Source organism: Sphingomonas sp. Leaf37 (genome assembly GCF_920939475.1).
In the GTDB taxonomy this organism is placed as follows: Bacteria; Pseudomonadota; Alphaproteobacteria; order Sphingomonadales; family Sphingomonadaceae; genus Sphingomonas.
In genome coordinates, this window is record NZ_CAKLAX010000003.1 from 13,254 (window position 1) to 39,863 (window position 26,610).

Genomic DNA, 26,610 nt, shown 5'->3' on the forward strand with positions numbered 1-26,610 from the left:
GCCGCATCACTGCACCACCGGGCCGTCGCTGGTGTCCACCCTCGCCTGCACCGACATGCCGGGGCGGAGGCGCTGGATCAGGGCCTGACCCGGATCGATGCGGATGCGGACCGCTATGCGTTGCGGGACCTTGGTGAAGTTGCCGGTGGCGTTGTCGGCCTTCAGGACGGCGAACTCCGATCCGGCAGCGGGGGAGATGCGCTCGATGTGGCCGCGGAGCGTCGCGTTGGCGAGGCCGTCGACGGTGAAGCTGGCGGGTTGGCCGACCGTCATACGCGCGGTCTGGGCTTCCTTGAAATTGGCGATGACCCAGGTTTCGGGAGGAACGAGGAACATCAATTGCGAGCCGGCGGTGACGTACTGGCCGACGCGGACGCCGACTTCGCTGAGGCGGCCGTTTTCGGGCGCGCGGATGACGGTATTGGCGAGGTCGATCTGGGCGAGGCGGCGCGCGGCTTCGGCACCGGAGACGCCGGCGCGCTGGCCGCCGCGGCCGACCTGTACGGTACGGATGTCCTGTTGCGCGATCTGGCGGGCAGCGTTCGCCTGTTGCACCGCGGCCTGTGCCTGACGGAGCGCGGCGAGCGTCTGGTCGCGTTCGCGCTGGCTGACCGAGCCGTCGGTGACGAGGTCGTTGACGCGGTTCATGTCGGCCTGCGCGCGCATCAACTGCGCTTCGGCGTTGGCGACGGCGGCAGTCTGCGCCGCGAGGCTGGCGGTGCGGCTGCGCTCCGACTGCTGGGCATTGGCGAGCGTTGCCGCCTGTGCGTCAACTTGCGCGGTCGCCTGATCGACGCGCTGGCGGTAGATGCGGTCGTCGATCTGGACGAGCGGCTGGCCCGCCTTCACATCGGCGAAATCGCGGACGTAGACCTGCGTGACATAGCCCGACACCTGCGGCGCGATGACGGTGGTACGGCCGCGGACATAGGCGTTGTCGGTCGACTGATAGGCATTGGCGAAGGGCGGCAGGCGCCACGCCGCGAGCACCGCGAGGATACCGCCGATCGCCAGTGCGACGATGACGAACAGCGCGGTGCGGCTGGGCGGCTGCGGTCGCCAGCCGGAACCTGTGGGGGCGCTGGGCGGGGCAACCGCTGCCTGCGCTTCTTCGGTGGCGGGTGTCGGATCGACGGGGCTGCGGGTGTCGGTCATGCTGGGGTTCCGGCGAGGGCGGCGCGACGTTCCCGGCGCGCACGGCGGATCATGAGGAAGACGAGGTAGCAGAAGGTCAGCGCGGCGAGGACGGCGACCAGCCGGAACACGTCGTCATAGGCGAGGACGTTGGCTTCGCGGGTGGCGGTCTGCGACAGGATCGCGCCGCCCTCCGCGCTGCGCAGCGCCGGATCGCCGACGACGCGCGACACCGCCGCGCCACCGGCTTGCAGGCGTTGCGCGACGATCGGGTCGGTGGGATCGATCGCCTGCACCAGCGCGGCGCTGTTCGCCTTCTCCCGGATTACCTGATAGCTGCCGAGCAGGGCGGTGCCGGCGAGGCCGCCGATCGAATTGATCATGCCGAACAGCGCGATGAAGCTGATGATATGGCCGGAGCCTTGCTGGAGCGCCCGCGTCATGCCGAACAGCAATGCCGGGCCGAGGAAATAGGTTGCGGCGAAGGCGATCATCGCCTGCGTGACGTAGAGCTGCGGCGCGCGGGTGAGGCTGGTCGACTGGCTGTCGACGAAGGCGGCGATGGCGACGAGGCCGATCGCGAGCATGATCGGATGGGTCAGGCGGGTGACGTCGAGCGTCACCGCGCTGAGCACGACGCCCGCCACCGAGGCGAGGAAGAGGATCGTGAAGAACGGCACCAGCTGGTCGTTGTTCTGGCCCAGCACCGTCAGCAGGCCGACGGCGGCATAGGTCTGTTCGGACAAGACGATGCGCGCCATGATCGTGACGATCGTAAAGCGGACGATGTCGGCGCTGCCCAGCCACCGCGTGTTGAGCAGCGGATTGACGCGGTGATGCTCGATATACAGCGCCGCGCCGAGCATCGGGATCGCGGCGATCAGCGCCCAGCCGATCCAGGCGACGTTGTTCCACCAGACGATGCGGCCGAGGCCGAGCACGGCGGCGAACAGCGCCATCGATCCCGCGAACAGGACGAAGGTGACGAAGTCGAGCCGCTCGAACGCCTTGGCCCGCGTCGTCGGCGGCAGGCGGAGGAAGGCGACGGCGGCGAGGCTGAGCAGCGCCAGCCCCAGTTCGAACAGGTACAGCGTCCGCCATTGCGACATCGCGAGCAGGTCGGGCGAGAACAGCCGGGCGAGCGGGGTCGCGCATTGCGGGATGCCGATGCCGACCACCACCGCCTTCAACCGCCATTTGAGCGGCAGCGCCTGCATCATGTAATAGAGGCACAGGCTGGAGACCGCCGCGCCCGCCATGCCGCTGGCGGCGCGCACCAATATGGCGGTGTCGAACCCGCGGACGAACAGATGGCCGAACGTCAGCGCGGCATAGATGCTGAGGAAGATCATCGCGAAGGGCCTGAGGCCGTATTGCGCGCGAAACTTGATGAGCAGCAGGTTGATGCTGACGTTGGTCATCACATAGACCGTCGGCAGCCATGCGATCTCGGCCGGGTCGAGGCCGAGCGCGCCTTGCAGCGTGTAGGTATTCGCGGAGATCAGCGCGTTGCCGAAGCCGCCGGTCAGGCCGAGCAGCACCGCGATCACGCCATAGGCGATACGGTGGCGCGTCTGATGCTCCACCGACCCCGGCGAGCCGGGGATCGCCGGGATCTCGTGGGGCAGGAAGTCCCAATGTTCTTCGGAGAGGAAACGGCGCAGCCGGGCAAGCATGGCTGTCCTATAGGCGCAAATCAGGCGGCGGGTCAGCCGCCTATGATGGTTTCGTAGAGCGCGATGTAGCGATCGGCCATGCGTTCGACGCTGAAGCGTTCGGCGACGGCGGCGCGACAGGCGACGCGGTCGATTTCCGGCAGGCGGGCGACGGCGGCGATCGCTTCGTCGACGCTGTTCACCAAGAAGCCGGTGATGCCGTGATCGATCAGTTCGGGCATCGATCCGCGATTGATCGCGATAACCGGCGTGCCGCAGGCCATCGCCTCGATGACGGACAGGCCGAAGGGTTCGTCGAAGTTGATGAGGTGGAGGAGCGCCGCGGCGCTGCCGAGGGCGCGGGTGCGATCGTCGCCGCCGACCGCGCCGGGATGGGTGATGCGATCGTTCAGGGCGGGGACGACGCTGCGCTCGTAATAGCCCTGATCCTGAACGATGCCGTACATCGCGAGCTTGCGATTGGTGGCGTTGGCGACGGCGATGGCCTCGGCGGCGCCCTTGTCGGGGTGCATACGGCCGAAGAAGAGCAGGTCGTCGCTGCCGGTTGCGTCGAAGGGAAAGTCGTCGAGGACGATGCCGTGGTGGATGGTGGCGGCGTAGTTCAGCTTCGGCGAGCGGTCGGCGTCGCTGATCGCGACGTAATGCACGCGGTCCTGATAGGGCTGGTACATCGGCAGGATGCGGTCCGACGAGAAGCCGTGGATGGTGGTGACCATCGGCGTATCGACGAGGTGCGAGAAGGCGTGGGCGGGGAAGTCGGCCTGATTGTGGATCAGGTCGAATTCGCCGGCGCGTTCGAAGACGTGGGCGAGGTGGCGGAATTCCCAGACCTTGGCGTCGATGCTGGGATCTTCTGAATACGGCGCGGGGACGACGCCGGCGAGCGTGCCGGCGGTCTGGCTGTCCTGCGTCGCGAACAGCGTGACGTCGACGCCGCGCCGGACCAGCGCCTCGGTCAGCAGGCTGGTGACGAGTTCCCACGGGCCGTAGTGGCGCGGCGGGGTGCGCCACGAAATGGGGGCGAGCATCGCGATCTTCATGGGCGTGGGCTTAGCGGGTTGCGAGCAGGATGACAGCCGCGTTCGGCGCGAGCGTGTCGGGATCGCGCGCCGGGGCGGTGGTGAGGAGGATGGCGCCGGGCGGCAGGGCGAAGCGCTGCGGCGTGTCGCCGAGATTGAGCGCGATCACGATGCGTTCGCCGTCGTGCCGGCGTTCGTAGGCGAGGACATCGCCCTCCGCCTCGATCAGCCGGAAATCGCCGACCGCGAGCGCGGCGTGCTTGCGGCGGAGGGCGAGCAGGTCGCGGTGGAGCGCGAGCATCGATCCGGGGTCGGCTGCCTGCGCGGCGACGTTGCGGGTCGGCCAGTCGGGATTGAGCGGCAGCCATGGTTCGGCGGTGGAGAAGCCGGCGTTGTCGCTGGCGTTCCAGGGCATCGGCGTGCGGACCGGGTCGCGGCCGAGGCCGAGGCCGGGTTCGCGCAGTTCGCGGGGGTCCTGCACCTCGTCCGGCGGGATCGCTACGTCGGTGAGGGCGAGTTCGTCGCCGTAGTAGATCGTCGGCGTGCCGCGGAGGGTGAGCAGCAGGACGACGGCGACGCGGGCCTGTGCTTCGCCGACGCGGGTGGCGATCCGCGGGCGATCGTGGTTGCCGAGGACCCAGTTGGGCCAACCGCCGGGGGGCAGTGCGGCTTCGTAATCGGCGATCAGTTGCGCGAGTTGGCGGGCGTGCCACGGCGCGTCGATCAGCTGGAAATTGAAGGGTAGATGCACTTCCGGGGCGTCGAGGCCGTAATACTGCATCAGCCGTTCGACGGGCAGGTAGATTTCGCCGATCAGGACGCGGTCGCCGTCGTAACTGTCGGCGATGGCGCGCATCTCGGCGGCGATGGCGTGGACTTCGGGCTGGTCGGTGGAGTGGAGCTGGAGGACGCTGTGCATTGCGCCCATGTCCGGCAGATAGGCCGGGTTGGCCGGATTGTCGGGGAAGTCGGCGTGTTTGACCATGTGCCAGAGCACGTCGATGCGGAAGCCGTCGACGCCGCGGTCGAACCAGAAGCGGAGCGCGTCCATCATCGCGGCGCGCAGGTCGGGGTTGCGCCAGTTGAGGTCGGCCTGTTCCTTCAGGAAGGCGTGATAATAATATTGGCCGGTGGTAGCGTCGTATTCCCAGGCCGAACCGCCGAAGTCGCTGATCCAGTTGTTGGGCGGGCCGCCATCTGCTGCGGGATCGCGCCAGATGTACCAGTCGCGTTTCGGGTTGTCGCGCGACGCGCGGCTTTCCTGAAACCATGGATGGTCGGTGGAGCTGTGGTTGGGGACGAAATCGAGCAGCAGCTTGAGGCCGCGGGCGTGGGCGGCGGCGAGCAGGTCATCGAAATCGGCGAGCGTGCCGAAGCGCGGATCGATGCCGCAATAATCGGCGACGTCATAGCCGAAGTCGCGCATCGGCGAGGGGAAGATCGGGGATATCCAGACTGCGTCCACGCCCAGCGCGACGAGATGATCGAGCCGTGCCTCGATCCCCTTAAGATCGCCGACACCGTCGCCGTCGCTGTCCTGGAACGAGCGCGGATAGATCTGGTAGATCGTCCCCGACTTCCACCAAGCGGTCATGCGAACAGCCCCTTGGACAGGCGGGTCATGCGGCAGGCGAGATCGGCTTCACCGCTGGCGATCAGGTAATCGTCGCCGGTGTCGACCAGCCCCGTCGAGAAGACCACCGGCGTGGGCAGGTACATCTGATGCGCGATCGGGGCGGTGAGCGCGGGGTTCGACTCCATCAGCGGCACGTCGTCCTCGATGCGCAGGATGTGCGACGGGTCGTCGCGGTCGAGCAGCGCCCAGAAGCTGCGGTAGATGCCGACGCTCTCGCGCGCCTCGACCCCGTGATAGATCATCAACCAGCCGTCGCGGGTCAGGATCGGTTGGGTGCCGCCGCCGATCTTCATCGCCGATCGCGACGCCTTGCGGGCGCGCAGGCCGGGGGTGTCGAGCGGCTTCCAGTGGAGCGCGTCGGGGCTTTGCGCGAAGTTGATCGACGGGCCGCCGACGTAAGGGCTGTCGGGGGGATAGGCGAAATAGACTTCGCCGAGCGGGCGGGTGAGCGCCATGAATTTGGTCCCCACCAGCCCCTCGAACAGGATCATGTCCTTGTTCTGATGGTCGAGGACGATGCCCTCCAGCCGGTAGTGCAGGCCGTCGCGCGAGGTGTGGAGCGTGGTGCAATGGCGTTCGGCGCCGACCGAGCAGGTCGTCATGTACCAGGTGTCGCCGATGCGGGTGATGCGGGCATCCTCGACGCCGTAATCCTGAAAGGCGGCGGCGGGTTCGATCGCGGCGTCATAATGGACCGCGACGATCGTCTCGCCGGCGGGGTCGAGTTCGACCGGGAGCAACCAGGACAGCGAGGTCAGCGCGAGGATGCGGTGGCGGCTGCCCTTCAGCTCGAACTGGCGGGGGTCGGTCATGTCGACGCTGGTCAGCGGCCAAGCGTCGAGGACATAGCCCGCGGGAGTCCAGCGGATCGCGTGGACGTGGCCGTCGCGGACGGGCTCGGACAGCGCCTCGGCAATGCGGACCATCAGCAGCAGGTTGCCGTTGGGCAGGCTGGTGAAGCCGGGGTTGAAGGCACCGAGGACATAGGTCGGCTCGGATATCCCGCGGCGAAGCGGCGAACGGGTGAGATCGACGTGGTCGGGGGTGAAGATCAGCGCGTCTTGCATGAGGGGCCTAGCGCTGCGGGGCGGTGGTGGTTCCCGACTTTTCGTTTGGTGAGAGGGCGTCTGTGCTGCTCGCAACGGACAGGGAGGTGAGCGGGGCCCGTCGTTAGACAGTTCGCCGCTCACCTCCCCCTCCGTCACCGCTGCGCGGCGCCACCTGCCCCTGGCGTGGGAGGAATGTTGGCGCTTGATGTGGTTCGGTCAAATTCCAGCGCCAATCGACGCTGCACGCCTTCCTTCCGATCCTCACCCGCGAGGGGGAAATACGACCATTCCGCTCAACGGTGACGGGGGAGGAAGCGGCGACCGGCGTCAGGCCGTTCGCCGCCAACGTTCCCCACTGTCACCACTACGCGGCGGCGCTGGCGATCAGAATGCGGCGGTCAGGGTCGCCAGCACGGTGGCATCCGCAATCGATCCGACGCCGTCCTGGCCCTTGCTGAAGCTTGGCTGGAGATAGGCGGCTTCGCGCTTGCTGATGTCGGTGTCGACATACGCGACGCCGACCGTCAGCGGCGTCCCGGCGATCGTATAATCGGCGCCGATCAGCCAGTCCGCATATTCACCGGTCGGCGCGACGCTGGTCGCGAACGGGCCGAGGCCGTCGTTGCCCTTCGAATAGCCGAGGTGCCCCTTCACCGTCAGGCCGGTGTTCGGCACGGCGGTGCTGATGTCGCCCCAGACATAGAGGTTGTCGTTCTTGTCGCCCGGATCGGTGTAGACGCCGTTCGCGGCGGCCGTGCCGTTGCGGTACCATGCGCCGAGTGCTTCCTGCTTGGGAGCATAGGCGACGCCCGCGGTCAGGCTGGCCGGGCCGAGCGTGCCCGACAGCTTGGCATAGGGTTCGATGAAATCGGTGTTATCGAAGCCGCCCGGATACATATACCAGGTCGCGCCGACATCCAGCGTACCGCCGCCGACCGGCAGTTTGTAGCCGGCGATCAGATCGAGTTCCATATTCGCGCCGCCGAAGGTGCCCCAGCCGGCAAGGTTGGAACCCCAAGTGCCGACGTAGAAACCGCTTTCGTGCGCGATGGTGAAGCCGCCCTGCACGGCAAGTTGCTCGTCGCTCTGCGATACGCCGCGAAAGCGATAGTCGGAAACCAGGCCGACACTGCCGGTGACGGTGACCGGCTTGGGCGGTGCGGTCTCCTGCGCGGCGGCAGGGAGGGCGACGAAGGCTGCGAGCGATGCCGCGGCCAGGCTGAGATACTTCATGGGACCCCTTTCAAACGGTGGAGGGTCCCTCCTGCGTCCGGGCCGCCGGCGCGCTCACTCCCGAAGGAGGGGCACCGATCATTCCCGAACGCCTATTCGCTATCGCAGCATAATCGTCGGTTCAATGCCTTTTTGTCCGAATGCGCGCCGCGCGCACGATCAGTGCGCAAGTGCGGCAGTCTTGCCACGGGCGCCGAACAGCTCGACCGAATCGCCGGCGGCCCGACGACGCTGGAACCAGTCCTTGATCAGTTCCGCACAGGTGTGATCGACGGTGGACAGGTTGGTGACGTCGAGGCGGACCGGCTGGCCGGCGGGCGCGCGCTCCAGCGTGTCCGACAGCTTGGGCAGCGACACGAACGTTGCAGAGCCGGACAGGTTGATGGCATGCGCGCCGCCCTCCTGCCCTTCGGAAACGTTGAGGCCGAGGCGCTTGAGGTGCGGCACCAGTTCCAGCATCGACAGGCCGATGCCGACGAGCACGCCGGTCAACAGATCCTCGGCGACGACGGTGACGAGCGTCGCGAGCCAGATGAACGCGGGCAGCGGACCGTAGTGCGACAGCAGGTGACGTGCATGGCTGAGGCTGACGAGGCGCCAGCCGGTGACGACCAGGATCGCACCCAACGCCGCCATCGGGATTTCACGCAGCACCCACGGCAGCAAGGCGACGAAGCCAAGGATCCAGATACCGTGGAAGATGGTCGACAGGCGCGTGGTGGCACCAGCCTGCACGTTGGCGGACGAACGGACGATCACGCCCGTCATCGGCAGCGCGCCGGCGAGGCCGCAAAGGAAATTGCCGATCCCCTGGGCCCGCAATTCCTTGTTGTAGTTGGTGCGAACGCCGTCGTGCATGCGATCGACCGCGGCGGCGGACAGCAATGTCTCGGCACTCGCGATGAAGGCGATGGCGAGCGCGGCGGTGATGATCGACGGGTTCATCCACTTGGCGAACAATTCGGTACCGGGCAGCGTGATCGCCGACGCGATCGACTGCGGCACGTTGACGCGCGACACGTCGAGACCGAACGCCATCGCCGCGAACGTGCCGGCGAGCACGCCGACAAGCGCACCGGGGACCAGCTTCAGCGACGCGGGCCGCAGCTTTTCCCAGCCGAGCATCGCGATGATCGTCAGCATACCGATACCGAAGGCCAGTTCCGCCGCCTCGATCGTGTCGACCGACAGGCCGAGGATGCGGCCGGGTGCCGCCGCCAGATTCTGGAGGCCGCTGGGCAACGGCTTGGCGTCGAACAGGACGTGGAACTGGCCGACGACGATCAGCACGCCGATGCCGGCAAGCATGCCGTGGACGACCGCCGGGCTGATCGCACGGAACCAGCCGCCGAGGCGGGCGATGCCGGCGACGACCTGGATCAGGCCGGCGAGGATCAGGATCGGGCCGAGGGCCGAGAGCCCCTGGTCGCGGACGAGTTCGAACACGACCACGGCGAGGCCGGCGGCCGGGCCGCTGACCTGCAACGGCGAACCGGCGAGGCTGCCGACGACGATACCGCCGATGATACCGGTGATCAGGCCCTTTTCGGCCGGGACTCCGGAGGCGACGGCGATGCCCATGCACAACGGCATGGCGACGAGGAACACGACGATCGACGCGGTGAGATCACGCGTGATGACCGGCATCGATGGCAGTTTGAGAGCGCCGAGCATGATGGTTACTCCACCCCGCGCGCGATGGCGCGGATCAGGACGGGCGCTTGCGACGTCGGGGCGTGCGTGAACCGATCGTTGTCCGGCAATGTGCCGGGGCGGATGACAGGTTCGGACGATGGGTTCACGGCGCGATACTCCCGGACGGCAAGAGCCGCATTGGATATGCCGTCTATGCCGCCCACCTTGCTGAGTCGGCGCGCGAACGTTTTAATTTGTTTCCGGCGTCCGGGCGCGAGTCCGAAATCAGCGCGGCAGGACGATCGTCGCGCGCAATCCGCCCTCTGCCCGGTTGGCGAGGGTCAACGTGCCACCCTCGGTCTCGACGATTCGCGCGACGATCGGCAGACCAAGACCGAAGCCGACGGTGTCGCGGGGCCGCGCATTGTCGAGCCGGACGAAGGGTTCGAGGACACGGCGGAGCTGATCCTCCGGAATACCGGAGCCATCGTCCTCGACGGTCAGCGTCACACCGTCGGGCGCGCTGTCGAGGCGCAGCACGACGTTGCCGGCATAATGCAGCGCATTCTCCACGAGGTTGGCGAGCGCGCGCTTGAGTGCGACGGGGCGGACGGTGACCTCGCAATGCGCCGGGCCGTCGTAGATGCCGGGCAGGTCTCGGTCCTCGACATCGTCGATCAGCGTCGCGCAGAGCACGGCGATATCGGTCAGCACCGGCGTTTCGGGATCGCTGTCGCCGCCGAGAAACGCAAGCAGCGAGGTGACCATCGCCTCCATTTCGCCGATGTCGCGCTGGATCGCATCGCGCGTGGCAATGTCGTCGACACCATCCGCGCGGAGGCGCAGGCGGGCGAGCGGCGTGCGCAGATCATGGCCGACCGCGGCGAGTGCCTGAGTGCGGTCGGCGATCAGTCGCTGGATGCGCGCGGCCATGCGATTGAAGGCGACGACGACGTGCCGCACCTCGCGCGGGCCGGTTTCCGAGATGGGATCATGCTCGGTATCGCCAAAGCTGTCGGCGGCGGCGGCGAGCTGGCGCATCGGACGCAGGGAGCGGCGGATCAGCAGGCCACCGAGGATCATCAATCCCAGCGCGGGGATCAGCGCGAGCAGGATACGCTCCGCCGCGAGGTTCAGATTGTGCAGCGGTTCGAGCGTGCGGAAATACAGCCAGCTGCCGTCGGGCAGTTGCAGCCCGCCGGTGACGACCGAACTGCGCCCCGGCGACGTCAGCTTCAGGCGCAGATCGGTGGTGGCGAGCGTCGGTTCCCATTCCACCACCTGATGCCGCATGCTGTCGAGCGCGGGCGCGATCGGCGGCGGCGCGGGCAGGTTCTGCTGCCAGTGCAGCGCATAGCGTTCGGTGGTCAGGTCCTCGGCCATGTCGTCGCGGCGCGACACCGGTTGTTCGGCGATCAAGCGGCGGGCGATGACGAGATGTTCGGCAAGGCGTCGGGCCTCGTCGTCGCGCACCGCGAACTGGCTCGCACGTTCGTAAAGCAACGTGCTGACGCCGAATTCGATGACCATCGTCAGGAGGAGGATGGCGACGATCTGGCCGATGATGCCGATCGAGGGGCGCAGGAAGCGTTTCATGCCGAATATGCGGGGTTGCGATCGCCGATCAACGGCGCGTCACCTCGGTATTCAGCATGTAGCCGACGCCGCGGACGGTGATGATCGGCGCATCCTTGCCCGCGCTCGACAATTTGCGGCGCAGGCGGCTGATCAGCACGTCGATGCTGCGGTCCGAGCTGTCGCCCAGCCGCGTGCGCGACAGTTCGATCAGCCGTTCGCGCGCGATGACGCGGCCGGCATGTTCGGCGAGGCTGACGAGCAGGTCGAACTCCGCTCCGGTCAGGTCGACGATCGCGCCGGTGGGGGAGGTCAGCTCGCGGCGCGGCAGCGTGACTTGCCATCCGTCGAAGGTCAGCACGCCCTCTTCGCGCTCGCCGGGATTGCGCTCCAACGAACCGCGGCGCAGCACCGCGCGGATGCGGGCGATCAGCTCGCGCGTGCCGAACGGCTTGGCGATATAATCGTCGGCGCCGAGTTCGAGGCCGACGACGCGATCGGTCTCGCTGCCCTTGGCGCTGATGAAGATGATCGGGACTTCGCTCTTCTGGCGCAGCGCGCGGCACAGGTCGATGCCGCTGGTGCCGGGGAGCATGATGTCGAGCAGGATGAGGTCGACCGGGCCGGCTTCCAGCGCCAGCCACATTTCAGGCGCGGCGGAGGCGGGGCGGACGAGATAGCCGTTTTCCTGCAACGCGCGGGTGGTCAGGGTACGAAGGGCGGGATCGTCCTCTACCAGGAGGATCGTGGGGGCGGTCATGGGCCGAGAGGTAGGCAAGGACGGTGCCGGGGTCAACCGACCCGCATTGCGCACCGGTCCGCTTCGGGAACATCCGCAACCCTCCGCGCGTCCCTTCCGCCAAGGCGGGAGCCCCTTTGCTCCTTTGACCGGAAAAGGGGGCTCCCGCTGACTCAGTCGGCGGCCACGGGTCCGTGACCACCCTTGGGCCGGCGGGTAAACCAGACGATGACGATCAGCACGGCGCACAACCACGCCGAGACGCGGAACAAGTCGGTCGAGGCGAGCAGATAGGCCTGCCCGACCATCTGCCGGGTGATCGCGGCCGCCGCCTGCGTCGAGGTCGCGCCCATCCTCTGGAGGGCTTCGCTCGCCATCTGGAGCGGCATGCCCTGCCCCACCGCTTCCGACAGGCGGCTCTGGTGCAGCGCCTCGCGACGGTCCCATGCGGTGGTGATGATCGACGCGGCGAACGATCCCGCGACGATGCGGGCGAAATTCGAGATGCCGGTCGCCGAGGGCAACCGCTGCGGCGGGATGCCGTCGAGCGAGATGGTGAGCATCGACAGGAAGAACACGCTCATCGCGACGCCCTGCACCAGCAACGGCAGCATGAAGTCCCATGAGCTCGCCGTCGTCGTGTAGCCCGAGCGCATATAATACGACAGCGCGAACGCCATGAAGGCGATCGTCGCGAGGATGCGCGCGTCGATCTTGCCCGACATGCGCGCCGCGAACGGCGACAGCACGACCGCGACGATGCCGCTCGGCGCGGCGATCAGCCCGGCCCAGGTCGCGGTGTAGCCGACCTGCGTCTGCAACCATAGCGGCAGGATCAGGATGTTGGCGAAGAACACCGCATAGCCGAGGCAGAAGGCGATGTTACCGATCGCGAAGTTACGGCTCTTGAACAAGGACAGGTCGACCGCGGGGTTGGCGTCCGTCAGTTCCCAGATCACCCAGGCGACGAAGCCGATCGCGGCGACCACCGCCATCACGCAGATCGTCGTATCGGCGAACCAGTCGGCGTTCTTGCCGAGATCGAGCATGATCTGGAGCGCACCGACCCAGACGACGAGCAGCCCGAGCCCGACGGTGTCGATCGGCAGCTTGCGCGTCGGCGTCTCGCGCGTCTTCAGCCCGCGCCAGCACACGAGCGCGGTGAAGATGCCGAAGGGGACGTTGATGAGGAATATCCAGCTCCAGTGATAATTGTCGCTGATATAGCCGCCGAGGATCGGTCCCATCACCGGGCCGACCAGTGTGGTCATCGACCAGACGCCGAGTGCGGTGCTGCGCTTGTCGGAGGGGAAGACGGAGATCAGCAGCGCCTGACTACCGGGCATCATCGGGCCGGACACCGCGCCCTGGATGATGCGGAACACGATCAGCGATTGCAGGCTCCACGCGATGCCGCACAGGAACGAGGCCAGCGTGAACAGCGCGACCGCGGTGCAGAAGGTGCGGACGACGCCGAACCGGCCCATCAGCCAGCCGGTCAGCGGCACCGCGACGCCGTTGGCGACGGCGAAGGCGGTGATGATCCATGTCGAATTGTCGCTCGATACGCCGAGGTTGCCCGCGATCGTCGTCAGCGAAACGTTGGCGATCGTGGTATCGAGCACCATCATGAACGTGCCGAGCGCGAGCGCGAAGGCGATCAGCGCGAGCTTGCCGCCGGTCAGCGGAGCGGGTTGGGCGGGCATCAGCGTTTGTCCCAACGATGCTGACTGCCCTCACCCTTCCGGCGCTGCGCGCCTCCCTCCCTCTCCCGACGGGAGAGGGAAAAGACGGCGTAGCCGGCGAAGGGTGAGGGCAGGCGCGGAGTCATTAGCGATTGGCGGCGATGATCTGGCGGATGCGCGCCTCGACGGCGGGGTCGCTGCCGTCGGTGGGCTTGCGTCCATACGCCTGCGTCGCGGCGCGGCCGAGGCGTTGGCCGCCGAGGTTCGCGGTATCCACCGTCGCATTGACCGACAGCCCGACGCGCAGCGGATTGCGGTTCAGTTCGCGCGGGTCGAGGCCGATGCGTACCGGCACGCGCTGGACGATCTTGATCCAGTTGCCCGATGCGTTCTGCGGCGGCAGCAGCGCGAAGGCGTTGCCCGAACCGGCACCGACGCCGATGACATGGCCGTGGAAGACCACGTCGTCGCCGTACATGTCGGCGGTGATCGTCGCCGGCTGGCCGATGCGCAGGTCCTTCAGCTGGGTCTCGCGGAAATTGGCGTCCACCCATACCTTGTCGAGCGGCACCACCGCCATCAACGGCGTGCCGGGCGCGACCTGCTGGCCGAGCTGCACCGTGCGCTGCGCGACGACGCCGTCGATCGGCGCGACGATATGCATGTGGCTGCGGGTGATCGCGGCGCGGCGATAGGCTGCGGCGGCGGCGAGCACGGCGGGATTGGTGCTGGTGTCGGTCCCCTGCACCGCCGAGCGCGACTGCGTCTGCTGGCTCAGCGCGAGGTTGAGGTTGGCACCCGCGATCTTCACCGCATCGGCGGCGTGTGCGAGTTCCTCGCCCGAAATCGCACCCTGCGCTGCCGCACCCTGTCGGCGGGCATAATCGGCAGTCGCCGCACCCAATTGTGCGCGGGCCTGCACGACCGAAGCGCCGCTTTCCGACACCTTCGAGATGTCGGCGCGGGTCGCGCGGACGGCGCGGGCGAGTTCCGCCTCCGCCGAGGCCAGCGCGACGTCGGCGGTGGCGGGATCGAGGTCGAGCAGCGGCGCGCCGGCCTTCACCGTCTGGGTATTGTCGGCGTGGATCGCGGTGATCTGGCCGGGATCGCGCGCAGTGATCGCTACGACATCGCCGGCGACATAGGCGTCGTCGGTTTCCTGTTCCGGCTTGGCGAGCAGGAAGTGGAACACCGCCCAGACGATGGCGGCAATCAAGACGATCGCGCCGAGGATCAGGAAGGCGCGGCGACGGGTGCGCGACTTGCCGCCGTCGGCAGCCGGCTGGGGGGCGGGTTCGGGAGCAGGCGCTTGCGTATCGGTCATCGGCTGGATTCCTGGGCGGAGAAGCCGCCGCCGAGCGCCAACACCAGCGCGACGCGCTGACGGGCTGCTTCGGCAGCGAGGTTTGCTTGGGCGAGCTGCGCATCGAGCAGCCGGACATCGTTGTCGACGAGGTCGAGCTTGCTATCGAGGCCGCTCGAGACGCGGATCGCATTGAGGCGGTTGGTTTCGCCGAAGCCGCGGACGACCTCTGCGGTGCGCGCGCGTTGCTGCGTCAAATTGGCGACCAGAGCGATCGCGTCCGCCGCCTCCTTCACTGCGCCGGCGACGCGATCGTTGTAATCGGCGGTGGCGAGATCGAGCGCAGCGGTTGCGCCGGCGAGGTCCGCCTTCAGCCTGCCGTTGTCGAACAGTGGCAGGTGGATCGCCGGGCCTGCCCCCGCCGTACCGGCATCGAGGCTGAACAGGTTGCCGAGGCCGACCGCCTGAAACCCCGCCAGCGCGGCGAGATTGACGTTGGGGTAGAAGGCACGGCGGGCGACCTGACGCCCGGCAGCGGCGGCATCGATCCGGGCGAGACCGGCGGCGATATCGGGCCGCCGGGCGAGCAGGTCGGCTGGCACCTGCGCCGGCAGCGGCAGCGCGGCATCGAAGTTCAACATCGCGGGACGGATGGTCGTGGCATAGTCCGGACCGCGCCCGGCGAGTGCGGCAAGCGCGTTGGTCGCCAGCGCGCGGCTACCCTCGGCGCGGACCAGCGCGCCTTGCGCCTGCGCCAGCAGGGTTTGGGCCGCGACCGCCTGAAGATTGCTCGCGAGGCGGTTGCGGATGCGGATGTTGACCAGCCGCAGCGATTCCTGCCGCGTCGCGATGGTCCGGCGGGCGATGCCGGCTTCGGCTTCGGCACGGGCGAGATCGATATAGGTCTGCACCACCGATCCGGCGATCGCGAGGCGTGCGGCGGCGAGGTCGAGCGCGGCGGCCTGCGTCGAGGCGCGGGCGCTTTCGATCGCCGCCTTTTGCCGGCCGAACAGGTCGAGGTTCCAGTTGAGGTTCGCCTGCGCCTGCCCGACGAAGCGCACCGATCCGGCGAAGGGCGGCGGAATGGTGTAGCGGCCCGAAAGGCGCGCGACCTGCGCCGATCCGTCGAGCGTCAGGTCGGGGCCGTTGGCGGCATCGCGGCCGGCGAGCACCGCCTGCGCCTGCGCCACCCGGGCGAGTGCGGCGTCGAGCGTCGGGTTACCCGCCGTGGCGTCGGTGACGAGGCGGTCGAGCTGGACATCGCCGAAGCCGGTCCACCAGCGATCGGCGATCGCGGGTGCGACGGGACCGGTCAGGCCGAGCGATGCAGGCGCAACGGGAGCGACTGCGGGTGGGCTGTGCGGGACGGCGCAGGCACCGAGCAGCAGCGCCGCGATCGGGGACAGGTTGGCGATCTTCATGCCGAGATGCCGTCGTCCGAGGCCTGTTGCAGGGTGTTGCGGAGTTGGCGAAGGAGACGGGTCAACTCTGAGACATCCTTTTCATTCCAGTCTTTCAGCCAGTCGTTCCACAGCGCGATCACCACGTCGCGAACCGTCGCGGCGATTGCCTCGCCCGCCGGCGTCAGCGCGACGCGGACCAGCCGGCGATCCTCTTCCCCGCGGGCGCGCGTCACCCAGCCACGCTCTTCCAGCGTATCCACCAGCCGCGTCGTCGCGCCCTTGTCGTGACCGAGGTCGCGGGCGATTTCGGCGCAGGTGGAGGCGCGATCGAAATGCAGCGCCACCAGCGCACTCCACTGCGTCTTGGTAATGTCATGCGCGGCGAACACCGGTTCCAGCGCGGACGTGCCGAGCTGTTCCGACCGACGGATCAGGTAGCCGATCGAGTTTTCGGGATGGAAATTCGAGTCGCTGTAGAACGCCATGCGGTTGCCATGGCAATGGTTGCCGAGGCAGTCAATAGTGTTGCATAATGTTGCTATCGCCTCCCACTCCTCCCCCGCGCGGGGGAAGTGGCGCCGCGTTAGCGGTGACGGAGCGGGAGGTGGGCCATGAAACCATGGGTTCGCGGCGACGCCCCATCGACTGTCGGAGCAAGAGAGGAATCGAGCACCTCTCCATCGCTAACCGCTTCTTAGGGCCGGGGCGCTAGGCCATCGCCTTGGACTTCGCAGGACCACCGACCCATGGAATTTCCGCTGATCGCGCCCAATCCGCCGCGACTGAGTGAGCTGACCGACGGCTTGCGCCGGATCGAGGCGTCGGGCGTATTCAGCAACAATGGTCCCGAAGTGAGGGCGTTCGAGGCGGAGATCACCGACCGGATGTTCGGCGGTACCGGGGCGAGCCTCGCGGTCGGCAATGCGACGCTGGGGCTGATGGTCGCGATGCGGCAGGCGGCGGGGATGCATCCGCGGCCGGGCACGCTGGCGCTGATGCCGGCGCTGACCTTCGCTGCCACGGCGCAGGCGGCGGTCTGGTCGGGGCTGACGCCGCTGATCTGCGATATCGAAGCTGCGACATGGGCGGCCGATCCCGCGCAGGAAGAAGCGCTGCTGGCGCGATACGGCGAGCGGATCGGCGTGATCGTGCCCTATGCGACGTTCGGCACGGCGATCGACCTCGATCGCTATGCATGGCTGGCGAAACATTATCAGGTGGGTGTGGTGATCGACGCCGCCGCGTCGCTCGGCACGCTGGATGGCGAGAGCCGCGGGTTCGGCACCGGCGCGCCGTTCACCATCGTCTATTCGATGCACGCGACCAAGACCTTTTCGGTCGCGGAGGGCGGGCTGATCCATAGCGGCGACCGTGCCCTGATCGACCAGTTGCGGAGCATGATCAACTTCGGGTTCGAGGGCGGGCGCAGTGCCACCCTGCCCGGCATCAACGCCAAATTGCCCGAGGTGATCGGACTGATGGCCCGTGCCAAGCTGACCGACATCGACGCGATCTGCGATCATCGCGCCGCGATCGACACGGCCTATCGCGACGCCCTGCCCGCCTTTGCGACGCAGCGGCGGCAGGGCCGGCGACAGGCGACGCAATTCATGCCGGTGCTGCTGCCCGAAGCGCTGGCACCGCACCGGGCCGCGATCGTTGCCGCGCTGGCGCAAGACGGTGTGGCCGTCGGCCAGTATTTCAGCCCGCATATCGGCGAACAGCCGCTGTTCCGCGACATCGCGCTGGTCGAGCCGACGCCGGTCGCCGACGATATCGGCGCGCGGATGCTGAGCCTGCCGATCACCGATGCGATGACTCCGGCGGATGCGCCGGTGATCGCCGGGCGGCTGATGATGGCGATCGAACGGATCGCGGATACCGCGGTCGCGCGGGTGGGAGAGATGATGGACGCTACGGATCTGGCGACGGTGGTGATCGGCGGCGGCCCTGCCGGAACTGCTATGCTGACGTCGGCGAGCAAGCAGAACAAGCTGGTGCCGCTCGTCGAGGCGGGCTTCGCCATCGTCGAACGGCGGACGCGGATGGGATCGGGCGAGCTCGGCAATTACGCGATCCGGTCGGACACCACGGCGGAAACGTTCCTGTCGGCGGTGAAGAACAACCCGCATCCCGAACTCGCGTCGCTGGAGCACCATCCCGCCGGGCAGCTGATGCAGCGCTACGTCGCCGAACTGGGCGCGCCGCTGACCGATACCGCGCCGTTGCTGTCGGTGACCGCGGACCGGCTGAAGGGCATCGTCGCCGCGCACGGCGGCGAGGTGCTGACCGGCCATGACGCGACCAGCGTGCAGCGCACCGGCGATGGCCGCTGGCGCACGTCGGTAAAGGACGCATGCGGGGCAACGCGCACGCTGGTGTCGCGCAACGTCGTGGTGGCGACCGGGGGCTATCAGACCGACGAACAGGTCGCCGCAAAGCGCGTCGCTGGCGTGGCGCTGGGGAAGCTCGCCGGCAAGCGGCTGATGCGATCCGACACGCTGCTGCGGCTCGGCGGGGTCGAACAGGTGCATGAGCGGCTGCGCGGGCGAGCATCGCCACGGGTTGCGATCATCGGCGCGTCGACCAGCGCGATCGCCGCGGCCGTGCTGCTGCTGAAGAACCAGCCGGGCTTCGCCTTCGGTGCCGGCGCGGTGACGATCCTGCATCGCCAGCCGCTCAAACCCTTCTATCCGACCATTGCGGCGGCGCATGCCGAGGGCTTCCACGATTTCAACGAGAACGATATCTGCCCGGTAAGCGGCTTCGTGTTGCGGCTGGCCGGCCTGCGCCTCGAATCGCGCGAATTGGTGCTGCGGATGCTCGCACTGGGCGGTCGCACGCCCGATCCCCGCGTCGCGTCGCACCGGATCGGTGGCGACGAGGATGCCGAGGCGCGAAGGATCATCGCCGACGCCGATCTGGTGGTGGGCGCGCTCGGCTATCGCCCGCGCGCGGTGCCGCTGCTGGAAATGGACGGGCAACCACTGGCGCTCGCGCATCACGACGGTCGCCCGATGGTCGACCGGCACTGCCGTATCCTCGATGCGCAGGACCTGCCGGTGCCGGGCGCCTATGGCATCGGCTTGTCGGCAGGCTTCGTGCCGTGGGGTAAACTGGGTGGCGAGGCGAGCTTCCGCGGCCAGGCGAACGGCCTGTGGTTGTGGCAGAACGACGTCGGCCAGATGATCGTCGACCAGTTGCTGGGACTGGAGCAGCCCGGCGCGGTACTGGCGGACGCGCGGGCGGCGGCGTGACGGATCCGGTCGTCTCGGTCGTCATGCCGAGCTACAATGGCGTGGCCTTTATCGGCGAGACGCTGGAATCGCTCGCGCGACAGACCTTGCGCGATTGGGAAGCGATCGTGATCGACGATTGTTCGACAGACGACACCCGTGCGCTGGTCAAGGCCTGGCCGGATTCCCGTGTCCGGCTGATCGAGCGTAGCGAGAACGGCGGACCGGTCCTCGCCCGCAATTCGGGAATCGCGGCGGTGCGGGGCCGCTACATCGCGGGGCTGGATCAGGACGACCTGTGCCTGCCCGACCGGCTAGCGCGGCAGGTCGCGTATCTGGAGGCGCATGCCGACGTGGTGCTGGTCGGCGCCCAGGCCGAGCAGTTGCGCGAGGGCAAGGTGTCCGCGATGCAGTATGCGCCGCATTCCACGCCGGAACTGATCGCCTGGCTGACCTGGATCGAGAACCCGATCGTCTGGTCGACCGTGATGATGCGAACCGACGCGGCACGGGCGCTCGATCCGTTCAGCCGTCCCGCGCTGGTCTATGCCGAGGATTTCGACCTGTACCATCGCATCGCCCGCTTCGGCAGGGTCGCGCGGCTGGACGAGCCCCTGGTCCTGTACCGTCAGCATGCCGGCGGCGTGTCGAAACGCTTCATCTCGACGATGCAGGCGAGCGCGACGCAGGTGCTGGCGCAGGCCCATGCCGCGCTGCTCGGCGAAGACGAGGCAGCGGCACTGGCCACGTTGCTCGTACGGCATAACATGGGGGGCGAACCGGTGCCGGATCGGGCGACACTGATGCGGCTCGGAAACGGTATCGCGACGTTGCAGGCCGCATTCATCGTGCAGGCGCGCCCGGATGCGGAGAGCAGCAAGCTGATCCGCTGGGAAACCGCACGCCGCTGGGCGCGGATCGGACGGGCGGGGCTGCGATCCGGCGCGGTTTCGCTGGGCGATGTGATAGCCGCCCGCCCACCACATCTGGGCCTCGGCTATGCCGGGATCGAGACGCTGCTGTGGTGCGGCGCGATCGGCGTCGTGCGGCGGTGGCAAGCCCGTGTCCCGTCTGCCAGCGTCACTGGCTGACCGGATGTGAAAGGCCGCCGGATCGCTCCGGCGGCCTCGCGCTAATCATGCGCGATCGATCAGGACTGACCCTGGCTCAGGAATCCGATCAGCTCGGGCTGGGTGAGCGACTGGTTCTTGTCCTTGTCCGCCTGGGCGAACGCGGCATTGACCCAGGACTTTGTTTCGGCGCTCGTCGCAGATGCCTTCGGATCGCTTACCTGCTTCAGCTTGACCATCCAGCTGGCGAATTCGGTCTTTTCGAGCTTGCCGTCCTTGTTCGCGTCATAGGCCGGGAACTCGGTCTGGACGACGGTCGCGACCTGATCGGCACCCGCTGCCGGCTCGGCCGCCGCACTCTGCGCCGCATCCGCTGCAGGAGCAGCCGCGGTCGAGTCCATCGGCGCGGTGGGCTGCGCCTGCGGGTCTGCGGCCGGAGCAGCTTGCGGCGTCGTCGCCGGGTCCACCTGACCGGATGCGGCCTGCGGTGCCGACTGCGTCGAGGTCGGGGCAGTATTGGCCTGCGTCTGCGCGATAGCTGGCGCAGCAATCGTCAGCACGCCGGCGAGAAGAGCATATTTCAGCATTGCTTGTCTCCCATCGTTCTTCATGAAACTTGTAGCGGCTCGATTACGCCGGCCGCCACGCTTACTTGAAATGGGAAATGATCTATTGATTGCAATGGTTCCGCATCGGCAGGTTTGTGGCCGAACGCCCACACTGCTACTGCCCCGCGGAAATCCGCGATTCGTACCGTTTTCGACACGACGAGCCGTGCGCCCATCAGGACGAAGGAACATCATGGTCCCCCGCTATTCCCGCCCCGAGATGACCGCGATCTGGACGCCGGAGAACCGTTTCCGCATCTGGTTCGAGATCGAGGCACACGCCACCGATGCGCTCGCCGAGCTGGGCGTCGTGCCGAAGGAAGCCGCACAGGCGCTGTGGGCATGGTGGAACACCAACCCCGCGATCGACGTCGCCGCGATCGACGCGATCGAGGCGGTCACCAAGCACGATGTCATCGCCTTCCTCACCTGGGTGGCGGACAATGTCGGCGACCAGGCGCGCTTCATGCATCAGGGCATGACCTCGTCCGACGTGCTCGACACCGCACTGGCGGTGCAGCTGGCGCAGGCGTCCGACATCCTGCTCGCCGACCTCGACCGGTTGCTGGAGGTGCTCAAGCGCCGTGCGATCGAACACAAGATGACGCCGACGATCGGTCGTAGCCACGGCATCCACGCCGAACCGGTAACGTTCGGGCTGAAGCTGGCGCAGGCCTATGCCGAGTTCGACCGCTGCAGGACGCGGCTGATCGCGGCCCGGGCGGACATCGCCACCTGCGCGATCTCCGGCGCGGTCGGCACTTTCGCGAACATCGATCCGTCGGTCGAGGAGCATGTCGCCGCCAAGCTCGGCCTGTCGGTCGAACCCGTCTCGACGCAGGTGATCCCGCGCGACCGGCATGCGATGTACTTTGCGACGCTGGGCGTGATAGCGTCGTCGATCGAGCGGCTGGCGACAGAGGTCCGCCACCTCCAGCGCACCGAAGTGCTGGAAGCCGAAGAGTATTTCTCGCCCGGCCAGAAGGGCTCGTCGGCGATGCCGCACAAGCGCAACCCGGTGCTGACCGAGAACCTGACCGGCCTTGCCCGCATGGTGCGCGGTTACGTCACGCCCGCGCTGGAAAATGTGGCGTTGTGGCACGAACGCGACATCAGCCACTCTTCGGTGGAGCGCTACATCGGCCCGGACGCGACGATCACGCTCGACTTCGCGCTCGCCCGGCTGACCGGCGTGATCGACAAGTTGCTCGTCTATCCCGAACGGATGGAAAGGAACCTCAACAAGATGGGCGGCCTCGTCCATTCGCAGCGCGTGCTGCTGGCGCTGACGCAGGCGGGGGTGAGCCGCGAGGATTCATACAGGCTGGTGCAGCGCAACGCGATGAAGGTGTGGGAATCGGACGGCGCGCTGTCGCTGCTCGACCTGCTGAAGGCCGATCCGGAGGTGACCGCGGCGTTGCCGGCGGAGCAGATCGAGGAGAAGTTCGACCTCGGCTATCATCTCAAACACGTCGATACGATTTTCGCGCGCGTATTCGGCTGACGCGGGATTTCGCCCGGTCGGGCGAGGTGGGCGGGTCGCCAGCCGAACGGGAGGGCCGGCTCGCCGATGCCGCCCTCCCCGTGCGCAAGCGAGCGCCGCCCGGCAACGTTTCGTAACAGGAAACGTGCGCATGCCACCGAACCGTTTCGGACCCGATGCGTTACGGGGTTGATGCGGGGGCGAATATTCACGTTGGTCGGTGTGACGGCTGTGTTGCTGTCCGCCTGCAACACGCATCAATCGACGCTGGCGCCGTTCGGTGCGGATGCCATCGACATTCGCCACCTGTTCCTCGTCATGCTGGCCGGCGCCGTGGTCATCGCGACCGGCGTCGCCCTGCTGATGCGACATGCGGTGCGCGCGCCGGAGGGCGAGCTGACGCACGACAAGGGCATGCGGCTGGTGCTGTGGCTCGGCGGTATCATCCCGACGGTCGTGCTGCTCGGGCTGCTGGTCTGGTCGTTGCCTTACATGAAGCCCCGCCCTGTCGGACCCGCCGATCTCAACATCGCGGTAGAGGGCGAGCAATTCTGGTGGCGCGTCGTCTATCGCCCTGCCGGTGCCGCGCCGGTCGAGAGTGCCAACGAAGTCCGGATCCCCGTCGGCCGCACCGTCGCATTTCGCCTGACCGCCGCAGACGTTCTCCACAGCTTCTGGATACCCGGCCTCGCCGGCAAGATGGACATGATCCCGGGTCGCACCAACACGTTGGTCGTTCGCGCCGAAAAGGCCGGACGATATCGTGGTCAATGCGCCGAATTCTGTGGGTTGAGCCACGCGCTGATGGCGATGGACGTGGTGGCGATGGAGCCTGCCGCGTTCGACACATGGCTGGCCGACCAGCGCCGACCGGCGGCAGCGCGCGGTGACGGCGCAAGGCTGTACGCCGCCAACGGCTGCAACGCCTGCCACGCGATCCGCGGCACGCAAGCGAACGGACGGATCGGCCCCGACCTGACGCATTTCGGCGCGCGACCGACGCTGGCGGCGGGTATCCTGCCGATGACCACCGCCAATGTCGCGGGCTTCATCCGCCATCCGCAGACCACCAAGCCGGGCGTGCGCATGCCCGCCTTCCCCCATCTCTCGCAAGGTGAGGCCGTCGCCATCGCCCGCTATCTGCAGGGCCTGCAATGAGCCTCCACACACAGGACGATCCCGAACTCCGCAAGGCGCAGGAAGAGCGGCTGCGCGAAGTGTGGAAGCCGCCGTCGGGCTGGTTCTTCCGCTGGACCGACGTCAACAACAACCGGATCGGCGTCTGGTACACGCTGACCGCGTTCGGCTTCATGCTGTTCGCGGGCGTATTGGCGCTCATCATGCGCACGCAATTGGCGGTGCCGGAGAACGACCTCGTCAGCGCGAACACCTTCAACCAGCTGTTCACGCTGCACGGCTCGATGATGATGTTCCTGTTCGCCGTGCCGATGTTCGAAGCGGTGTCGATCATCCTGCTGCCGCAGTTGCTGGGCGCGCGCGACCTCCCCTTCCCGCGCCTCTCCGCGTTCGGTTACTGGAGCTTCCTGCTTGGCGGCGTGTTCGTCGGCGGATCGATCTTCTTCAACGCCGCGCCCGATGGCGGCTGGTTCATGTACCCGCCGCTGACGACGCGCACCGACCTGTCGGGGCTCGGTGCCGACATCTGGATGCTGGGGCTCAGCTTCATCGAGGTGTCGTCGGTCGCCGCCGCGGTCGAGCTGATCGTCGGCGTGCTGAAATGCCGGCCGCCGGGCATGCGGCTCAACCTGATGCCGCTTTACGCCTGGTACATCCTGGTCGTCGCGGTGATGATCCTGTTCGCCTTCCCGCCGCTGATCGCGGGCGACCTGTTGTTCGAAATGGAGCGGCTGCTCGGCTGGCCGTTCTTCGATGCGGCGAAGGGCGGCGATCCGTTGCTGTGGCAGCACCTGTTCTGGATCTTCGGCCATCCGGAGGTCTACATCGTCTTCCTGCCGTCGATCGCCCTGTTCGCGATGCTGATCCCGACGTTCGCGCAACGGCATTTGCTCGGCTATCCGTGGATCGTGCTGGCGGCGGTCGGCACCGCATTCCTGTCGTTCGGGCTGTGGGTCCACCACATGTTCGCGACCGGGCTGCCGAAGATCAGCCTCGCCTTCTTTTCCGCCGCTTCCGAAGCCGTCGCGATCCCGACCGGCGTGCAGATATTCGCGTTCATCGCGACCCTTTGGGCGGGCAAGGTGAAATGGTCGACGCCGTTGCTCTACGCCAGCGGCAGCCTCGCGGTGTTCGTCATCGGCGGGCTCACCGGCGTGATGGTCGCGATCGCGCCGTTCGACTGGCAGGCGCACGACACCTATTTCGTCGTCGCGCACCTGCATTACGTGCTGATCGGCGGGACGTTGCTGCCGCTGTTCGGCGGGCTGTATTATTATTGGCCGCTGATCACCGGCAAGAAACTGAGCGACCGGCTGGGGCGGATCGCGTTCTGGATCATGTTCGTCGGCGTCAACCTCACCTTCTTCCCGATGCATCTGTCGGGGTTGGAGGGGATGCCGCGGCGGGTGTTCACCTATCCGGCCGATCTCAATATCGGCTGGCTCAACCTCGCCTCGACGTTGGGATCGTATCTGTTCGCGACCGGCGTCGCCGTGCTGGTCGTCGATCTCGCACTGTCGCCGACGCGCAAGAAGGCGGCGCGCAATCCGTGGAACGCCGGCACGCTCGAATGGCTGGCGCTGCCCGAGGACGAGGATTGGGGCATCCGATCGGTGCCGCTGATCGAGAGCCGCTATCCGATCTGGGACCAGCCCGGCTTCGTCGCCAAGGTCGACGAGGGCCGCTTCTTCCTGCCCGATGCCGAGGAAGGCCGACGCGAGACGATCATCACCTCGGTCCTCGACGCCAAGCCGGTGTCGGTGATCCGGCTGGGTACGCCGAGCGTCAAGCCGATGATGACCGCCGTCGCGCTGGGCGCGGTGTTCATCCTGACGACCTATCATCTGTACCTTCTCGCGGCGCTGAGCGGTGTGGCGACGCTGGCGTGCGTCTTGTGGTGGCTGTGGGATACCGCCGAGATCCCGGAGAAGCCGGAGAAGGGGATCGGCCATGGCATCGACCTGCCGCTGTATATCTCCGGTCCCGCCGCGCCGGGCTGGTGGGCGATGTTCATCACGATGATGGCGGATGCGACGGCGTTTTCGGGGCTGGTGTTCGGCTATTATTTCTACTGGACGATCCATCCCGATTTCGGCGCCGGGTTCGACGGGCCGGGCGTGTACTGGCCGATGGTCGCGCTGGCGCTGTCGCTGGCGAGCTGGGCGACGACGGTGGCGGCGCGCGAGCTGAACGTGCGGGCGCGGGTCTTGCCGGCAAGGATGCTGCTGATCGCTGGTGCGGTGCTAGCAGGGATCAGCATCTTTGCCGGTCTGCGGGGGCTGTCCGGCCTTGATCCCAAGGCGAACGTCTATCCGGCGATCGTCTATGTGCTGGTGATCTGGACCGTCGCGCATGCCGCGGTGGGCGTGGTGATGCAGCTCTACACGCTGGCCCGCAGCTTCGCCGGACGGATGACGCCGAAGCACGATGCCGATCTGCGCAACATCACCGTCTACCAGCATTTCTTCGCACTTACGGCATTGGTGGCCTACCTGACGATCGGGCTGTTCCCGGAGGCGGGGCTGTGAGGCGGCTGATCAAGCGCGCGCGCAGCCTGCGCGTCACGCTGTGGACGCTGATCGTACCGCCGACGACATGGGCAGTGCATTTCCTGTTCTCGTATTTGTGGGCGGCGGTGTCCTGCGCGAAGCTGGGCGAATGGGCGCGGTTTCCGACCGCTTTCGCGATCGGGACGGTCATAGCGTTGCTGGTCATCGTCGCCGCAGGGCTGATCGCATGGCAGCAGGCGCGCACGCCGGGCGAGCCTGCACCGCATGACAGCGGGACGGATGTCGATCGCTTGCGCTTCATCGCTTATTCGACGCTGCTGCTGTCGGGGCTGAGCTTCATCGCAGTGGTGTTTACCGCCGCGCCGGTCATCGTACTGAGCGATTGCCGGTGAGCGGTGTGCCGCCCCGTGCTCCTGCGAACGCAGGAGTCCAGAGTGACCGGGGGCAACGCTTGCGGTCCTGGGCTCCTGCGTTCGCAG

20 protein-coding genes are annotated in these 26,610 nt (G+C 67.4%); 6 read left to right on the plus strand and 14 right to left on the minus strand.

The features are described 5' to 3' along the window. Positions 1-6: 6 nt before the first annotated feature. From LRA87_RS09790 to LRA87_RS09850, 13 genes are all read right to left on the minus strand, one after another. Positions 7-1,155 carry an HlyD family secretion protein gene (locus tag LRA87_RS09790; protein WP_230631249.1) on the minus strand — a complete coding sequence of 383 codons (1,149 nt, stop codon included), beginning with the start codon at positions 1,153-1,155 and terminating at the stop codon, positions 7-9. Then, positions 1,152-2,810 (minus strand): MFS transporter, encoded by a 1,659-nt coding sequence (locus LRA87_RS09795; protein WP_230631250.1) that lies wholly within the window; start codon positions 2,808-2,810, stop codon positions 1,152-1,154. Before LRA87_RS09795 ends, LRA87_RS09790 begins: the two co-directional genes overlap by 4 nt. A gap of 32 nt (positions 2,811-2,842) precedes the next feature. Next, positions 2,843-3,850, minus strand: coding sequence for a glycosyltransferase family 4 protein (locus LRA87_RS09800; protein ID WP_230631252.1), 1,008 nt, complete (start codon positions 3,848-3,850; stop codon positions 2,843-2,845). A 10-nt stretch (positions 3,851-3,860) separates the two neighbouring features. Further along, positions 3,861-5,423 carry an alpha-amylase family glycosyl hydrolase gene (locus tag LRA87_RS09805; protein WP_230631253.1) on the minus strand — a complete coding sequence of 521 codons (1,563 nt, stop codon included), beginning with the start codon at positions 5,421-5,423 and terminating at the stop codon, positions 3,861-3,863. Continuing rightward, a complete protein-coding gene (locus LRA87_RS09810; RefSeq protein ID WP_230631254.1) occupies positions 5,420-6,532 on the minus strand; it encodes a glycosidase in 1,113 nt (370 codons plus the stop codon). Before LRA87_RS09810 ends, LRA87_RS09805 begins: the two co-directional genes overlap by 4 nt. A gap of 366 nt (positions 6,533-6,898) precedes the next feature. Continuing rightward, positions 6,899-7,747 (minus strand): TorF family putative porin, encoded by an 849-nt coding sequence (locus tag LRA87_RS09815; RefSeq protein WP_230631256.1) that lies wholly within the window; start codon positions 7,745-7,747, stop codon positions 6,899-6,901. A 159-nt stretch (positions 7,748-7,906) separates the two neighbouring features. Continuing rightward, positions 7,907-9,421, minus strand: coding sequence for a SulP family inorganic anion transporter (locus LRA87_RS09820; RefSeq protein WP_230631258.1), 1,515 nt, complete (start codon positions 9,419-9,421; stop codon positions 7,907-7,909). Between the two features lie 246 nt (positions 9,422-9,667). Continuing rightward, positions 9,668-10,978, minus strand: coding sequence for an ATP-binding protein (locus LRA87_RS09825; protein ID WP_230631260.1), 1,311 nt, complete (start codon positions 10,976-10,978; stop codon positions 9,668-9,670). A gap of 28 nt (positions 10,979-11,006) precedes the next feature. After that, entirely contained in the window at positions 11,007-11,717 is a 711-nt protein-coding gene (locus LRA87_RS09830; protein ID WP_230631261.1) for a response regulator, read from the minus strand. Positions 11,718-11,869: 152 nt separating this feature from the next. Beyond that, positions 11,870-13,402 carry a DHA2 family efflux MFS transporter permease subunit gene (locus tag LRA87_RS09835; RefSeq protein WP_230631262.1) on the minus strand — a complete coding sequence of 511 codons (1,533 nt, stop codon included), beginning with the start codon at positions 13,400-13,402 and terminating at the stop codon, positions 11,870-11,872. A 124-nt stretch (positions 13,403-13,526) separates the two neighbouring features. Then, on the minus strand, positions 13,527-14,705 hold the full coding sequence (locus tag LRA87_RS09840) for an efflux RND transporter periplasmic adaptor subunit (protein WP_230631263.1): 1,179 nt from the start codon (positions 14,703-14,705) through the stop codon (positions 13,527-13,529). Further along, on the minus strand, positions 14,702-16,105 hold the full coding sequence (locus LRA87_RS09845) for an efflux transporter outer membrane subunit (protein WP_230631264.1): 1,404 nt from the start codon (positions 16,103-16,105) through the stop codon (positions 14,702-14,704). The genes LRA87_RS09840 and LRA87_RS09845 overlap by 4 nt, the downstream gene beginning before the upstream one ends. Beyond that, entirely contained in the window at positions 16,102-16,572 is a 471-nt protein-coding gene (locus LRA87_RS09850) for a MarR family winged helix-turn-helix transcriptional regulator (RefSeq protein ID WP_230631265.1), read from the minus strand. Before LRA87_RS09850 ends, LRA87_RS09845 begins: the two co-directional genes overlap by 4 nt. A gap of 261 nt (positions 16,573-16,833) precedes the next feature. Between LRA87_RS09850 and LRA87_RS09855 the strand changes: the two genes are divergently transcribed. Together LRA87_RS09855 and LRA87_RS09860 are read left to right on the plus strand one after the other, a co-directional pair. Beyond that, complete coding sequence (locus LRA87_RS09855; RefSeq protein WP_230631266.1) at positions 16,834-19,344, plus strand: DegT/DnrJ/EryC1/StrS family aminotransferase; 2,511 nt, start codon at positions 16,834-16,836, stop codon at positions 19,342-19,344. Beyond that, positions 19,341-20,414 carry a glycosyltransferase family 2 protein gene (locus LRA87_RS09860; RefSeq protein ID WP_230631268.1) on the plus strand — a complete coding sequence of 358 codons (1,074 nt, stop codon included), beginning with the start codon at positions 19,341-19,343 and terminating at the stop codon, positions 20,412-20,414. The genes LRA87_RS09855 and LRA87_RS09860 overlap by 4 nt, the downstream gene beginning before the upstream one ends. Positions 20,415-20,473: 59 nt before the next feature. Here the strand turns inward: LRA87_RS09860 and LRA87_RS09865 are convergent, their stop codons facing one another. Then, complete coding sequence (locus LRA87_RS09865) at positions 20,474-20,980, minus strand: EF-hand domain-containing protein (protein WP_230631269.1); 507 nt, start codon at positions 20,978-20,980, stop codon at positions 20,474-20,476. 214 nt (positions 20,981-21,194) lie between these two features. Here LRA87_RS09865 and purB point away from each other — a divergent pair, with 214 nt between their 5' ends. The 4 genes from purB (at position 21,195) to LRA87_RS09885 (ending at position 26,523) form a co-directional block, all read left to right on the plus strand. Continuing rightward, on the plus strand, positions 21,195-22,505 hold the full coding sequence (gene purB / locus LRA87_RS09870) for an adenylosuccinate lyase (protein ID WP_230631271.1): 1,311 nt from the start codon (positions 21,195-21,197) through the stop codon (positions 22,503-22,505). Between the two features lie 171 nt (positions 22,506-22,676). Further along, positions 22,677-23,642 (plus strand): cytochrome c oxidase subunit II, encoded by a 966-nt coding sequence (coxB, locus tag LRA87_RS09875; RefSeq protein WP_230631273.1) that lies wholly within the window; start codon positions 22,677-22,679, stop codon positions 23,640-23,642. Then, positions 23,639-26,149, plus strand: coding sequence for a cytochrome c oxidase subunit I (gene ctaD, locus LRA87_RS09880; protein ID WP_230631275.1), 2,511 nt, complete (start codon positions 23,639-23,641; stop codon positions 26,147-26,149). Before coxB ends, ctaD begins: the two co-directional genes overlap by 4 nt. Further along, positions 26,146-26,523 (plus strand): hypothetical protein, encoded by a 378-nt coding sequence (locus LRA87_RS09885; RefSeq protein WP_230631277.1) that lies wholly within the window; start codon positions 26,146-26,148, stop codon positions 26,521-26,523. The genes ctaD and LRA87_RS09885 overlap by 4 nt, the downstream gene beginning before the upstream one ends. Positions 26,524-26,610: the final 87 nt, after the last annotated feature.

What these genes read in the sequence shown, in the direction of transcription:
- LRA87_RS09805 (WP_230631253.1), bottom strand. Translation starts at nt 5,423, where the DNA reads ATGACCGCTTGGTGGAAGTCGGGGACGATCTACCAGATCTATCCGCGC.
- coxB (WP_230631273.1), top strand. Translation starts at nt 22,677, where the DNA reads ATGCGGGGGCGAATATTCACGTTGGTCGGTGTGACGGCTGTGTTGCTG.
- LRA87_RS09850 (WP_230631265.1), bottom strand. Translation starts at nt 16,572, where the DNA reads ATGGCGTTCTACAGCGACTCGAATTTCCATCCCGAAAACTCGATCGGC.
- LRA87_RS09865 (WP_230631269.1), bottom strand. Translation starts at nt 20,980, where the DNA reads ATGCTGAAATATGCTCTTCTCGCCGGCGTGCTGACGATTGCTGCGCCA.
- LRA87_RS09835 (WP_230631262.1), bottom strand. Translation starts at nt 13,402, where the DNA reads ATGCCCGCCCAACCCGCTCCGCTGACCGGCGGCAAGCTCGCGCTGATC.
- LRA87_RS09790 (WP_230631249.1), bottom strand. Translation starts at nt 1,155, where the DNA reads ATGACCGACACCCGCAGCCCCGTCGATCCGACACCCGCCACCGAAGAA.
- LRA87_RS09845 (WP_230631264.1), bottom strand. Translation starts at nt 16,105, where the DNA reads ATGAAGATCGCCAACCTGTCCCCGATCGCGGCGCTGCTGCTCGGTGCC.
- LRA87_RS09825 (WP_230631260.1), bottom strand. Translation starts at nt 10,978, where the DNA reads ATGAAACGCTTCCTGCGCCCCTCGATCGGCATCATCGGCCAGATCGTC.
- LRA87_RS09830 (WP_230631261.1), bottom strand. Translation starts at nt 11,717, where the DNA reads ATGACCGCCCCCACGATCCTCCTGGTAGAGGACGATCCCGCCCTTCGT.
- LRA87_RS09810 (WP_230631254.1), bottom strand. Translation starts at nt 6,532, where the DNA reads ATGCAAGACGCGCTGATCTTCACCCCCGACCACGTCGATCTCACCCGT.
- LRA87_RS09795 (WP_230631250.1), bottom strand. Translation starts at nt 2,810, where the DNA reads ATGCTTGCCCGGCTGCGCCGTTTCCTCTCCGAAGAACATTGGGACTTC.
- LRA87_RS09815 (WP_230631256.1), bottom strand. Translation starts at nt 7,747, where the DNA reads ATGAAGTATCTCAGCCTGGCCGCGGCATCGCTCGCAGCCTTCGTCGCC.
- LRA87_RS09855 (WP_230631266.1), top strand. Translation starts at nt 16,834, where the DNA reads ATGGAATTTCCGCTGATCGCGCCCAATCCGCCGCGACTGAGTGAGCTG.
- LRA87_RS09820 (WP_230631258.1), bottom strand. Translation starts at nt 9,421, where the DNA reads ATGCTCGGCGCTCTCAAACTGCCATCGATGCCGGTCATCACGCGTGAT.
- LRA87_RS09800 (WP_230631252.1), bottom strand. Translation starts at nt 3,850, where the DNA reads ATGAAGATCGCGATGCTCGCCCCCATTTCGTGGCGCACCCCGCCGCGC.
- LRA87_RS09840 (WP_230631263.1), bottom strand. Translation starts at nt 14,705, where the DNA reads ATGACCGATACGCAAGCGCCTGCTCCCGAACCCGCCCCCCAGCCGGCT.
- ctaD (WP_230631275.1), top strand. Translation starts at nt 23,639, where the DNA reads ATGAGCCTCCACACACAGGACGATCCCGAACTCCGCAAGGCGCAGGAA.
- purB (WP_230631271.1), top strand. Translation starts at nt 21,195, where the DNA reads ATGGTCCCCCGCTATTCCCGCCCCGAGATGACCGCGATCTGGACGCCG.